12 protein-coding genes are annotated in these 13,303 nt (G+C 61.5%); 11 read left to right on the forward strand and 1 reads right to left on the reverse strand.

What is annotated here, in order from left to right:
• Nucleotides 1-199 precede the first annotated feature (199 nt).
• Complete coding sequence (locus LOY52_RS16990; RefSeq protein ID WP_258675157.1) at nucleotides 200-1,897, reverse strand: sulfatase-like hydrolase/transferase; 1,698 nt, start codon at nucleotides 1,895-1,897, stop codon at nucleotides 200-202.
• A gap of 389 nt (nucleotides 1,898-2,286) precedes the next feature.
• On the opposite strand from LOY52_RS16990, the gene LOY52_RS16995 reads away from it, so the two are divergent.
• Genes LOY52_RS16995 through LOY52_RS17040 form a run of 11 tightly spaced genes read left to right on the forward strand, consistent with a single transcriptional unit; the run spans nucleotide 2,287 to nucleotide 13,291 of the window.
• A complete protein-coding gene (locus LOY52_RS16995) occupies nucleotides 2,287-3,639 on the forward strand; it encodes a UDP-glucose/GDP-mannose dehydrogenase family protein (RefSeq protein WP_258675158.1) in 1,353 nt (450 codons plus the stop codon).
• Nucleotides 3,636-4,673, forward strand: coding sequence for an NAD-dependent epimerase (locus LOY52_RS17000; protein ID WP_083368658.1), 1,038 nt, complete (start codon nucleotides 3,636-3,638; stop codon nucleotides 4,671-4,673). The genes LOY52_RS16995 and LOY52_RS17000 overlap by 4 nt, the downstream gene beginning before the upstream one ends.
• Before the next feature lie 28 nt (nucleotides 4,674-4,701).
• Entirely contained in the window at nucleotides 4,702-4,809 is a 108-nt protein-coding gene (locus LOY52_RS27465; protein WP_223849599.1) for an ESPR-type extended signal peptide-containing protein, read from the forward strand.
• A complete protein-coding gene (locus LOY52_RS17005) occupies nucleotides 4,764-5,438 on the forward strand; it encodes a sugar transferase (protein WP_408980404.1) in 675 nt (224 codons plus the stop codon). Before LOY52_RS27465 ends, LOY52_RS17005 begins: the two co-directional genes overlap by 46 nt.
• A complete protein-coding gene (locus LOY52_RS17010; protein ID WP_007961335.1) occupies nucleotides 5,438-6,085 on the forward strand; it encodes a CpsD/CapB family tyrosine-protein kinase in 648 nt (215 codons plus the stop codon). The genes LOY52_RS17005 and LOY52_RS17010 overlap by 1 nt, the downstream gene beginning before the upstream one ends.
• Before the next feature lie 21 nt (nucleotides 6,086-6,106).
• Nucleotides 6,107-7,132 (forward strand): polysaccharide biosynthesis/export family protein, encoded by a 1,026-nt coding sequence (locus LOY52_RS17015; RefSeq protein WP_258675161.1) that lies wholly within the window; start codon nucleotides 6,107-6,109, stop codon nucleotides 7,130-7,132.
• 17 nt (nucleotides 7,133-7,149) lie between these two features.
• Nucleotides 7,150-8,742, forward strand: a complete 1,593-nt coding sequence (locus LOY52_RS17020) for a Wzz/FepE/Etk N-terminal domain-containing protein (protein ID WP_097088755.1) — start codon at nucleotides 7,150-7,152, stop codon at nucleotides 8,740-8,742.
• Nucleotides 8,739-9,830: a glycosyltransferase family 4 protein gene (locus LOY52_RS17025; RefSeq protein ID WP_258675164.1), complete on the forward strand. Its 1,092-nt coding sequence runs from the start codon at nucleotides 8,739-8,741 to the stop codon at nucleotides 9,828-9,830. Before LOY52_RS17020 ends, LOY52_RS17025 begins: the two co-directional genes overlap by 4 nt.
• Nucleotides 9,827-11,197: an O-antigen ligase gene (locus tag LOY52_RS17030; RefSeq protein ID WP_258675166.1), complete on the forward strand. Its 1,371-nt coding sequence runs from the start codon at nucleotides 9,827-9,829 to the stop codon at nucleotides 11,195-11,197. Before LOY52_RS17025 ends, LOY52_RS17030 begins: the two co-directional genes overlap by 4 nt.
• Nucleotides 11,194-12,162, forward strand: coding sequence for a glycosyltransferase (locus LOY52_RS17035; protein WP_258675168.1), 969 nt, complete (start codon nucleotides 11,194-11,196; stop codon nucleotides 12,160-12,162). The genes LOY52_RS17030 and LOY52_RS17035 overlap by 4 nt, the downstream gene beginning before the upstream one ends.
• The gene (locus LOY52_RS17040) at nucleotides 12,155-13,291 is read left to right on the forward strand and encodes a glycosyltransferase family 2 protein (protein WP_258675169.1); all 1,137 of its coding nucleotides are present in this window, start codon (nucleotides 12,155-12,157) and stop codon (nucleotides 13,289-13,291) included. The genes LOY52_RS17035 and LOY52_RS17040 overlap by 8 nt, the downstream gene beginning before the upstream one ends.
• Nucleotides 13,292-13,303: the final 12 nt, after the last annotated feature.

Below are 13,303 nucleotides of genomic sequence, written 5' to 3' on the forward strand. Positions count from 1 at the left end.
GGGATTGCGGTGGTTCACAAATATTGGTTTCACCATCAAACACTGTGGGAGGCATCTTCAGATCAGTGGTGCTTGAACTGGCCCCATCGCTGGCAGGCCAGCTCCCACAGGGGCTGAGTTATCCACAAATACCGGGTTCACCCTGAACACTGTGGGAGCTTGCCTGCAAGCGATGAGGCCAGAGAACCCGACACAAACCTCACTCCCCCGCCGCCACACTCGTGGCCGCCTGCCCCGGCGTGACGATCGTCTTCAGATCAATGTGCTTCCACTCAGGCTTGGCCCCCAGCCGTGCATTGAAGCGATAGTTGAAGGTGAAGTCGTCCGCCGTCGGCAGCGTCAACGGTTTGCCGTACAACGCCTCGATGCCCGCCAGGTCATAACCCATCACCTGCAGCAGCGTCGGAAAAATGTTGTAGTGGCTGGAGCGGTCCTTGTTCGTCGACAACGCTTGCGCCCAGTCCGGGCCGTGCAGTTGATCGCCCTGAATCACCACCAGCGGCACCAGCCCTTCTTCCTCCACCGGATCGCCGCCGCAGTGGGTATTGAGCCCGGGGTTGCCGCGTTCATGCAGGTCCTGGCCGTGATCGGAGGTGTAGATCAGCAGCGCGTTGTGCAAATTGGCTTGGGCAAACACCCGGGCGAAGAACTCGCCGACGTTCCACAACACCGTGTTCTTGTAGGCGTTGCGGTACAGCACCCAGTCATCCGGCTGGCCGTTGAAACCGTCACGTTTGCCGGTATCCGCCACTTCGGTGAATTGTCCGCGCGGCAAGGTAGGACGGTAGGCCATGAAGGCGTCGGGGTATTTGTCGTGCACCGGGAAATGCGCGCCGACCTTGTTGATCACTACCAACTCCGGCTGATCGTCGTTGAGCAGTTCGATCAGCTTGGCGGCGGCGGCCATGTCGCGGTCACGCACGCTGGTCTGGTCAAACTGCACGAACTCGTCGATGTCCTTTTTCTCGCTGTCGGTCATCAGGTTCTGCAGATTGCCGGCAGTGCGCTGGGCGTCGATGTACACCGTGCGCAAACCGGCCTTTTTCGCGTACTGCCAGATCGACGGCAGCGTGCTGTTGATCCGCATGTAATCGGCACGGGTGCCGCCGTAGCGCAGTGTAACGTTGGTGTCGGCGCTGCAATTGGCAATCGACGCGGCGTAGCCGTAATTGAAGATGTCGACGCCCGGATGCGCCTGATTAAGGTTGCTGTGCACGCCGAACGGCGCGTTGATATCCAGATAATTGCCGGAGATGCTTTCGTCGATGATCAACACGATGTCGTGATTGACCGCCACTGTGTGGCGCGCCAGCGTCACCGGCTCGCGCGGGCCGACCGTATTGTGCAGCGCTTCATAGGCGAACAGGTTCAGATAGGCCAGCGGCGTGTACATGATCGGCAAACCGCGCGCGCCCTCGCCCGCCCGCAGGAACAATACCGCGCTCAACAGCAGCACACCACACACCGGCGCCGCCACACGCAACGCGTTGGGCACCACCAGTGCATGGCGCGGTTTCAGACCGATGCCGAACAGCAACAGCAGGCCGCTGAGCGCGCCATGAATGATCGCGTCGCGATACTGGTAGGCGGCCTCCTGAATGAAGCCGCCGGAGTACACCAGCGAGACAAAGCTGCTGTAGCTCAGGTAATCCGCGGTGACCCGGGTATAGACATCGAAAAACACCGCCGAGACAAACAGTGTTATTGCGAATAAGTGGCGAATGAGAGCCTGACGAATATAAGCCGTTAGATATAACGCTAAAGTAAGCGCCAAAAACATCGCGCCAAAAAGAAGTACAGCAACACCGACGCCGATAGCATTTAACCGGTCAATGTAATATTCGGAATAAAGCAGCAAATAAACAATTAAAAGTACTTCTTTGGCATATCTGAACATGGCGAGACCGCTCGTGCAAAACGGCAGGGAGTCAAAGGTTTGTCGGTCAGAACCTGACACTAGCACCCAGCCATCAAAGCGCAAGAATTGACTGTTTTCTTTAGAAAGCGTCAAAAAACCGGTGACTCAAATCTGACACACACCAAACGCTGCAAGCCTTTAAATTAGCGACTTACAACCGTTTATCGCTTATTTTAAATCTGAACAAATCTGCAAAAAAACAACAAATCCAATCGCAGCAATGACTTGATGGCCAATCGCCAAAAAGCACTCAAGTGTTATACAGGTGCAACATGTCATTTTGCTGACACGCTTTCCAAACCCTGCGCTATACCCCTTTTACAGTCTTCTTCCGAACTTCTTCTTTTCGCTCTATCGAGGGTGCGCAGATGGACGTGAGCGTATTTGGCACCGGCTATGTCGGATTAATTCAAGCCGCCGCACTTGCAGATGTAGGGCATCGGGTTTTATGTGTCGATATTGACCCCAACAAGATCAAGCAACTGCAACAAGCTGTGCCACCTATTAGTGAGCCAGGTCTTTCCAGCACCCTTGAAGAAAACATCAAGGCCGGGCGTCTGCTGTTTAGCACCCAGGCCAGCGACGCGGTGGAGCATGCCGAGCTGATTTTCATCGCCGTGGGCACGCCGGCCGATGAGGACGGTTCCGCCGACCTCACCCACGTGCTTAATGTCGCCCGGGAGATTGCCTCGCACATGGAGGCCGATCGCACCCTGATCATCAAGTCCACGGTGCCGGTCGGCACGGCAGACCAGGTGGCCGCCAAGGCCAACGAAGAGTTGCAGCGCCGTGGCCGCAGCAGCCTCAAGGTTCGCGTGGTGTCCAACCCCGAATTCCTCAAGGAAGGCAGCGCCCTCGCCGATTGCATGCGCCCGGACCGGATCATCGTCGGCACCCGCGATGACGCGGCCCGCGAGCAGATGAGCGAGCTGTACGCACCGTTCTGCCGCAACCACGAAAAACTGATGTTCATGGACAACCGCAGCGCCGAACTGACCAAGTACGCGGCCAACGCGATGCTCGCCACGCGTATCAGCTTCATGAACGAACTGGCCAACCTCACCGAACTGCTCGGCGCTGACATCGAAGCGGTGCGCAAAGGCATCGGCTCCGATCCGCGCATCGGCTACCACTTTATCTATCCCGGTTGCGGCTTCGGCGGTTCGTGCTTCCCCAAGGATCTGCGCGCTCTGCTGCACACCGCCGAACACAACGGCATGCCGCTGAAGCTGCTGCGCAGCGTCACTGACGTCAACGACAGCCAGCGGCACATCCTCTTCGGCAAACTCAAGGCGCAGTTTCCGCAAGGTCTGGCCGGCAAGTCGATCGCGGTCTGGGGGCTGGCGTTCAAACCCAATACCGATGACATGCGCGAAGCCCCCAGCCGCTACCTGATGGACGCGCTGTGGGCCGAAGGCGCCAGCGTGCAGGCCTACGATCCGGAAGCCATGTCCGAATGCCGGCGCCTGTACGGCTATCGCAACGACCTGCACCTGTGCGCCACCCGCGACGACACCCTGGAAGATGCCGATGCGCTGGTGATCTGCACCGAGTGGAAGAACTTTCGCGTAGTGGATTTCGAGCTGCTGGCGAGCAAGCTGCGCTCGAAGGTGATTGTCGACGGTCGCAACCTCTACAACCCGGAACACGTGGCCGCCGCCGGTCTGCATTACAGCGGCATCGGCCTGCGCCACATCGCTCCGGAAGGACTGCGCCCATGAAAATCCTGGTCACCGGCGCAGCCGGCTTCATTGGCGCCCATTGCGTGTTGCGGCTGATGCGCGACGGGCATGCGGTGGTCGGCCTGGATAACTTCAACGGCTATTACGACCCGCAGCTGAAACACGATCGGGTGCAATGGGTGCGCGATCAGGTCGGGCATTTCCCGCTGGCGCGCATTGATCTGGCCGATGCCGCGGCGATTGAGGCGCTGTTTGTCCGCGAGCAACCGCAGGTGGTGATCCACCTCGCGGCGCAGGCCGGGGTGCGCTATTCGCTGGAAAACCCGAAGGCCTACCTCGACAGTAACCTCTGCGGTTTCCTGAACATTCTCGAAGGCTGCCGGCATCATCCGGTCGAGCATCTGATCTACGCCTCGTCGAGCTCGGTGTATGGCGCCAACCAGCACACGCCGTATTCGGTGCATGACGGGGTGAATCATCCGCTGTCGCTGTACGCCGCGACCAAAAAAGCCAACGAGCTGATGGCCCACAGTTATAGCCACCTGTTCGGCATTCCCAGCACCGGCCTGCGCTTTTTCACCGTTTACGGGCCATGGGGCCGGCCAGACATGTCGCCGATCCAGTTCGCTCGGGCGATCACCGAAGGCACGCCGCTGAAGCTGTTCAACTACGGCGAGCACCAGCGCGACTTCACCTACATCGATGACATCGTCGAAAGCATCGCGCGCCTCACCGACCATCCGCCGCACAACCACCCGGAGTGGGATCGTGAACATCCCGACGCGGGCAGCAGCATGGCGCCGTGGTGCCTGTTCAACATCGGCGGCCACCACCCGGTGGAGCTGAAAACCTATCTGGCGCTGATGGAAAAACACCTCGGCCAGAAAGCCATTGTCGAGCTCTTGCCCCTGCAACCGGGCGATGTGCTCAACACCTGTGCCGAGACCGATGATCTGGCCCAGGCCACCGGGTTCCAGCCCCGGATCGAGCTGGATGAAGGACTGGGGCGTTTCATCGCCTGGTTTCGCGACTACTACCCCACTGCCTATCGCCCACGCGCCGCTCGCGGCTGAACATCAGCGGAGGACCCCATGACTGGACATGAACAAGGTGTACCGATCAATCAGATGCGCCGCGACAAGCGCATGGATCCCGAGCACCGAATGCGCCTCGATAGCGCCATCCACCGGCAGGGCCGGGGCTGGCTGACCGGCCGCGACGGTGGCCGGCCATGGACGTTGTCACGCACCAACCGGGTATTGGCCTGCTTCGGTGCGCTGCTGATTCTGGTGGTGTTTTCGCCGCTGCTGCTGGGCCTGGCGCTGGCCATCAAATCCACCAGCCCGGGACCGGTGATGTTCGTGCAGAAACGCACCGGTTATCGCGGCCGCACCTTCGGCATGTACAAGTTCCGCACCATGGTCTGCAACGCCGAAGAACTCAAGGAATCGCTGCGTCACCTCAACAAACACGGGGTCGACGCCATCGATTTCAAGATCGACAAGGACCCACGCATCACCGGCATCGGCGGTTTCCTGCGGCGTACCAGCCTCGACGAACTGCCCAACCTGTTCAACGTGGTCAGCGGTGACATGCGCCTGGTCGGCCCGCGGCCGACTTCGTTCAACGCCTACCGCTACAAGGACAGCCACCTCGCGCGCCTGAGCATCTACCCCGGCATGACCGGCCTGTGGCAGATCTCCGGGCGCAGCAACATCGACTTCGACCAGCGCGTTGAGTTGGACCTCAGCTATATCGCCGAGCAAAGCCTTTTGCTTGATCTGAAGATCTTGTTGAAAACCCCCTTCAAAGTATTCAGCGGCCACGGAGCAAGCTAATGGACGGTTCAACCAACAAAAGCCTGAGCATTGCCAACCCCAGCGAATCGAACCTGATTTCGACCGTGCTGGACCTGGATCTGCGGATCCTGTTCCTGACCGCCGCCAACCCCGGCGCGGGCACCACCACCAGCGCGCTGGCACTGGCCAGCCAACTGGCGCAGATGAGCAGCGGCCAGGTGTTGCTGGTCGATGCCAGCCAGTCGGCAGGCAACCTCACGCAGCAATTGAACCTGGGCAAGGAGCGCGGCCTGCGCGACCTGCTGTTCAACCCGGACAACCCGCCGCTGTTGCAGGACTGCGTGGTGCAGGTCTCGAGCCTGCCTTTTCATGTGCTGCCCAATGGCCGGCCGATCCGCACCCTGGAACACCTGACCGCCGAGCGCCTGAGCCCGCTGCTCGACCGCCTGGGCACTCAGTACCGCTTCGTGGTGATCGACGGCGACGCGGTGTATTCCGCCGCCGACACGCTGGTGCTCGCCACTCAGGTCGATGGCGTGGTGTTCGTGGTACGTGCCGAGGACACCCGCTGGGAAGTCGCCCAGGCCGCCGTGCAACGCCTGACCCAGGCCGGCGCGAAGGTGGTCGGCAGCGTGTTCAACCGGCGCAAGTACTACATGCCCAAGTGGCTCTACAAAAACCTGTAAGCAAACGCGAAGGATGACGCCATGAACGCCAAGATACTTGTTCTGCTGATGCTGCCGCTTGCAGGCTGCTCCAGCAACTCCGAAACCCAGAACATGCCGGTGAACATTCTCACCGCCACCCCGGCCAACGCCCAGGCCACCGATATGCCCAAGGTCGAACAGACCCTGCGCCCGCAGGACGTGCTGGATGTGATCTTCCACATCAGCACCAGCGGTTCGGACGCCTACCGCGTGCAGTCGGGTGACCAGATCGGCCTGAACTTCACCGCCGCCAGCCAGCTCAACGGCAACCAGTTGGTGCTGCCTGACGGCACCATCAATCTGCCAGGCGCCAACACCTCGGTGAAAATCGCCGGCCTGACTGCTGACGAGGCGCGCGATGAAATCCAGCGTGCCTACCAGCGCAAACAACTGTTTCAGCCCAACCGTAATCAGCTGACGGTGCAGGTCATCAGCCCGCTGACCAATGAGCAAAACCTGAAAAGCGCGCTGAATCACCCGGCCACCGGCATGAGCCGCGAGATCACCGTGGGCAATGACGGTTATGCAAGCTTTCCGGAAATCGGCGCAGTGCCGCTGCAAGGCATGACCATCAATCAACTGGAAACCTTCCTCAACCAGAAATACGCGCAATTGCCGGGGCGGATGAGCGTCGATGTGATGCTCAAGTCCACCGCCGGCAATGAGATCTACGTACTCGGCGAAGTCGGCCAACCGGGTTCCTACCCGATCCGCCGTCCGGTCTCGGTGCTTGAAGCGCTGACCCTGGCGCGCGGCACCAACGTCAAGGCGCGGCTGGACTCGGTGGTGATCATGCGGCGCAACGGCAACCAGGTGCAGGCCGTGCACTACGACGTGGAAAAAGCCCTGTCGGGCGATGCGTCGCAGATCGCGTACCTGCAACCGGACGACATGCTGTTCGTGCCGAAAACCAAACTGGCGAGTGCCGGCGATCTGGCCCGGCAACTGGCTGACGTGGTGCTGTTCCAGGGCGTGGGCTTCAGCTTCGGCTACCGCGTCGACAACAAAGGCAGTAACAACAACTGACTCTCAGGTGACCGATCATGAATCCAAAGGAAAACTACCTGCATGAGTTCTTCAGGATCTTCTTCGCCAACAAGCAATTGGTGAAACGGGTCTTCCTGATCTTTGCAGTCATCGCGTTGCTGCTGCCGCTGGTGCTCAAACAGAGCTTCGATATCACCGCTCAGGTGATCGTGCAGTCGAAAAAACTCTCCCAGGGTGACGCCACCACGTCACTGACGGTCGATAACGCCACCTTCATTCCGCCGTCGCTGGCGGACATGGAAACCGAAAGCAACATCCTGCGGTCCCCGGCGCTGATCCGCCAGACCATCAGCGAGCTGCGCGACAAGGGCGAGTACAACCCGCCGGTGGGCGTGTTCGCCAAACTGGTGAGCGAACCGTTCCGCCGCTATGTCACGTCGCCGCTGCGGCAGTACCTGATCAACCCGCTGCGCAACATGCTCGGGCTGCAAACCGATCCGGTGCGTGACACCGTGCTCGACGGTCTGACGCAAGATGCGATCAACAGCCTGAAGATCGAGACCCTGCCCGGCTCCAACGTGATCTCGATCGTCTACAGCTTCCCCGATCCGCATCAGGGCACGACGTTCGTCGCCACCCTGCTGCAAAACTATCTGGGCAGCCGTCAGGCGCTGCAATCGATCGACCTGCCGCAATCCTTCTACGAAACCAAGAAACATCTGTATCAGGTGCGTCTCGACGGGCTGGAAGGTAATCGGCAAGCGCTGCTGGAAAGTGTTGCATCGTCCGATCCGAAGGAAGAAATCACCTTCCGCCTGAACGCGATCAACACTGAAGAGCAAGCCCTGAACCTGTACCAGGATCGTCTGCTACAGAGCCAGCGCTGGCTCGAATACCTGAAAACCGCGCTGACGGCCGCCAGCAGCAACAAGCTCAACGACTACACCTTCCCCTTCACCTTCACCACCACCGTCGATAACGTGGCGTTCGAGGATCGGGAAATCAAACAGTTAGGCGAGCAACTGACCACCCAGGTCAGCCGCTACATGAATGATCTCGCGGTGTTCCAGCCCGGCAGCGAGCCGATGCTGCTGACCCGCGAGCAGATCGCCCGCACCCGTCAGCAGTTCCTCAAAGTGGTGAGCAACCGCATTCAGGAACGCACCAACGACCTGGCCGTGGTGCAACAGGTGATCAATCAGAAAACCGCGCGCATCGCCGAGTTCAAGAACCGCATCCACACCTTGCAGCAGACCCAGAGCAAGCTGCGGCAGATGGACACGGAAATCGACGCGCTGCACACGGCGTTCTCGACCTACGCGCAACGCTTTGCCGAAAGCAGTACCGCCGGTTCGCTCAACGACGACCTGTCGAACGCCAAGGTGCTCAGCCCGCCGTTCGAGCCGACCGAGCCGGCGTTCCCCAAACCGCTGCTGATCATTCCGTTCGGGCTGTTCACCGGTCTGCTGCTGGCGATTGCCCTGGTCTATGTGCGTGAGTTCTTCGATCACCGTTTCAAACACCCTGCGCAAATCACCCACGAACTGGGCCTGCCGGTGTTGCTGGTGATCAACGACGAAAACGTGCTGCCGAGCAATCCGCACAAGAACTGGACCGTGCCAAGCTTCGTGCACTGGGTGCGCAATTGAACACGCTGTCCACCCCGAACGCCGCGCTGCCGATCATTCATTTGCTCAGCAGCGGCGGCTTCTATGGGGCCGAGCGCATGTTGCTCGATCACTGCCTGGCGACACCGGGGCAGCACCAGGTGCTGTTCCTCGATGCGCCACCGGCGTTGATCGCGCGCTTTCGCGAGGCCGGGGTGGACTGTCGTGGTTGCACCGGGCTGGGTGAGCTGTTGCGTCACCTGCGGGCCCGGCGCAGCGAACGGCCGCTGATCAACACCCACAACTTCAAAGGGCTGTTGTTCGGTTGGGTCGCGGCGACGCTGTTGCGTTTGCCGCTGGTCATTACCCAACACGGCTTCACCCCGCGCAGCCGCAAGCAGAAGTTCTACACCTGGCTGAGCCTGCAGTTGTGCCGCACCGCGTCGGTGGATCGGGTGGTGTGTGTGGCCGAGAGCATCGCCGTGCTGCATCGTCAGGCCAGCGTGCAAGCGGACAAACTCCAGGTGATCCCCAACGGATTGCCCGCCGCCGACGCGCTGGTCAGCACCGTTGACCGCCAGCGCTGGCTCGCCGGTTACGTCGGGCGCCTGAGCAGCGAGAAAGGCCCGGACCTGTTTCTCGATGCGCTGATTCCGCTGTGTCACCAACATCCGCAACTGGACGCGGTGATGCTCGGCGACGGCCCGGAACGCGAGGCGCTGCAGGCGCGGATCGACGCCGCAGGTTTGCAGCAACGGATTCGTCTGCCCGGCTACCAGACCGCCATGCAGCCGTGGTGGCAGCGCCTGGATGCGCTGGTGATCAGCTCGCGCACCGAGGGCACGCCGATGATTCTGCTCGAAGCGATGCAGAGCGGCGTGCCGGTGGTGGCGTTCGCCGTCGGCGGCATACCCGACGTGCTCGAGCACCGGCATAACGGTCTGCTGGCGACACCCGCCGACAGCGCCGACCTCGCCCGTCAGCTCGACAACCTGCTGAGCGAGCCGAAGCTGGCCCGGCATTTGTGCGACAACGCAAAGCGCACGCAACAGGATCGCTACGACCTCAAGGCTTTGGCCGAACGCTGGTCGCAGCTGTACATCCGCACGGCACGGGAGGCACGCGCATGATTTTCCCGCTCTCGATCGTCACCCTGCTCGGTCTGGTATGCATCGGACTGCTCGCCAGCCCTTATCCGTTTCTCGCACCCGGCGCGGTCATTGGCCTGGTGGGTTTTACGGTGTTGTACCGCAAGCCGACCTGGGGGCTGCTGGGCATTGCCGCGCTGGTGCCGTTCGAAGGTTTCTTCAAGGACAGTGCGCTGTCCGGAAGCAAACTGATCGGCGCCTCGCTGGCGGTGATCCTGATGCTGCAACTGGCCATGCACCAGATTCCTTCCGAGCGCCTGCGCAGCAATATCTGGCGGTTTCTGCTGTGGTTTCTGGTGCTGTATTTCCTCAGCCTGTTCAACACCGATGATCTGGGCATGTCGCTGGGGCATCTGCGAGAACTCAGCGTCGGGCTGATCCTGTTTGTCATCACCCTGCTGATCGGTCGCGAACTGAACCTCGACCTGTTCGCCCGCCTGGTGACCCTGAGTGTCAGCGCCACCTGCGCCATGGCGATGTTTTCGGTCAAATTCCAGGATCAGGGGCGCGCCGCCGGGCTGCTGGAAGACCCCAACGCCTTCGCCCTGCTGATCGCCTTCGCCATTCCGCTGGCGTTACTGTTGGTGATTCGCGGGCCGAATCTGCTGCACCGCTTGTTCTGGGGCGCCTGCTGTTTGTTGCTGCTGGGCGGCATGACCAAGACCGAATCGCGCTCCGGGCTGGTGGTGGTGGCCTTGAGTCTGTTGATCGGCTGCTGGCACTACCGCACGCAACTGACCCGCATTCGTCCGCGGCACCTGGGCTTTGCCATGCTCGGCGCGGCCATCGTGATTCCGCTGGCGATCTACGCGATGCCCGCCGGTTACCTTGCGCGCATTCAGTCCCTGAGCGTATTGAGCGCCGGGGCCAAGGGCCACGATGACGAATCCCTCGGCCGCCGCGCCTCGTACATCGTGGTCGGCGGGCAGATGATCCGCGAGAACCCGCTGCTCGGTTCCGGCCCCGGCACCTTCCCGCTGCACTACGCGACCACCGGCTACGCCAAGGCGTTTTCCGCCAACCGCAAGATCGGCGACCTGTACCGCCGCGCCCACAACACCTACCTGGAAATCTTCAGTGAACTGGGGATTCCCGCCGGCCTGTTGTTTGTCGGCATGCTCGGCCTGGGCCTGTACAACCTGATCCGCGCCCGCGCTGCATGGATGCTGCGACGCGACTGGCAGCAGGCGGACCTGATGACCCACCTCGGGGTGAGCTTCCTGTCGCTGACCCTGTTCCTGATGTTCCTCAGCGCACCGAACCAGAAATACCTGTGGATCATGCTCGCGCTGACCAGTGTGCTGCGCCTCAAGGCCGAGCAAGCGCCATCGACGGAGGCCCGGGCATGAGCCGGATCAGCATCATCATCCCGATGTACAACGAGGCCCGGCACATCGGCCGCACGCTGCTGGCAGCGCAAAAAGCCGCACATGCGGCCGATGTCGACTGCGAGTTGATTGTGGTCGACAACGGTTCGAGCGACGACGGCCCGCACATCGCCCGTCAGTTCGGTGCGCAGGTGCTGGTGCTGCCGGGCCTGCTGATCGGTGCGCTGCGCAATCGCGGTGCCCTGCTGGCAAGCGGCGAGTGGATCGCGTTTATCGATGCCGACGTCGAAATGCCCGAAGACTGGCTCAAGCCCTTGTTCGAACTGCAAGCCGAGGGTCAAGCCGACGTGTTCGGTCTCGACCTGCACACCCCCGCTGCCGCGCCGTGGTACGCCGCTGCCTGGCAGCGGCGCACGCTGCGCCCGTCCAGCCAGAGCTCGCACCCGGTGGACTGGCTGCCCAGCTCCAACCTGCTGATGCACCGGCGCTGGTTCGACAAGGTCGGTGGTTTCAACGAACACCTGCGCACCGGCGAAGACAAGGAATTCACTCTGCGCCTGCGCGACAACGGCGCCGTATTGCTCTCGATCAACAACAACGTCGCCCTGCACTGGGGCTACGAAATGAACTGGCGCGAGTGGATGGGCAAGGAAATGTGGCGTCAAGGCAGTCATCTGCAACTGCTGCGCACTCACGGTTTCAGCCTGCGCCTGCTGCGCTTTCCGCTGCTGTCGATTGCGGTGTGGATCCTCGATTTTCTGGCGATTTCAGCGTTGCTCGACGGCTTCCCGCATCACGCCGCGTTCATGGTCGCGTTGACCCTCCTGCCGGGGCTGGTGCTGAGCGTGCGGCAGAGCATCAAACACCACGACATCGGCCTGACCCTGCAACTGTGGGGCCTGCACTGGGTGCGCCTGCATCTGGCCGGGGCGGCATTCATTCTCAGTCTGTGTCATTGGAACGCCAGGAGGCCTGCCCGTGGCTGAATTCATTTTCTGGCTGTGTCTGTTGCTGCCGGTGTACGCCTACCTTGGCTACCCGCTGCTGCTGACCGTGCTGGCGCCGCTTTTCCCGTCCTGGCGCCACAGCCCGGCGCCGCCGCTGAACATCAGCATCGTGATCGCCGCGCACAACGAGGCGCGGCACATCGAGCACAAATTGCGCACGCTGCTGGCGCAGGATTATCAGCCGGCGACGCTGCAGATCATTCTCGCCAGCGACGGCTCCACTGATGACACCGTGGCCTGCGCGCACAAGGTGGTTGATTCGCGCATCACCGTGCTCGACCTGCCGCGCCAGGGCAAAGCCGCGACGCTGAATGCCGGCGTGGCGCTGGCGACTGGCGATATTCTGGTGTTCACCGATGCCGATAACCAATGGTCGCGAGAAACCCTCGGCTACCTGCTCGCCCCGCTGAGTGACCCGAATGTCGGCGCCTGCGCCGGGCACATGGTGATTCCGGTGACCGGCGGTGGCTTGAGCGTCGGCGACAGCCTGTACCGGCATTACGAAGGCTGGCTGCGTCGGGTGGAGAACCGCACCGGTTGCATGGTCTCGGCCGACGGCGCCCTGCTCGCCCTGCGCCGCGAGCTGTTCCAGAGCGTGCCGGCGGAGGTCAACGACGACTTCTTTCTCAGCACCTGTGCACCGGTGGCCTTCAAGCGCATTGTGTACGTGCCCGAGGCGCAAGTGATCGACCACGGTGTCGACGAAGCGGACAAACAGTTCCGCCGCCGTCAACGCGTCACCGTCGGTGGCCTGCAAAGCCTCGCCCAGCGCAGTGAGCTGCTCAACCCACTCAAACATGGCCTGTATTCGCTGGCGCTGATCAGCCACAAACTGATCCGGCGCCTGGCACCGATCCTCCTGCTGCCGCTGCTGCTGAGCAACTTCTGGCTGTGGGACGACCACGGCTTCTATCGACTGGCCCTGATCGCCCAACTGTTCGGCTACGCCATTGCGCTGGCCGGACTGCTGGACTCGCAACATCGCTTGCCCAAACCGTTTCGTCTGGCCGCGTTCCTGCTGGTCACCCTCGCCGGGATGAGTCTCGGCCTGTGGCAGTTCCTGCGCGGCCACCGATATGCCCAGTGGAACCCTGAACAAAACCGTTGAGAGGACCGAAGC

This window comes from Pseudomonas sp. B21-051 (assembly GCF_024748795.1).
Taxonomy (GTDB): domain Bacteria; phylum Pseudomonadota; class Gammaproteobacteria; order Pseudomonadales; family Pseudomonadaceae; genus Aquipseudomonas; species Aquipseudomonas putida_A.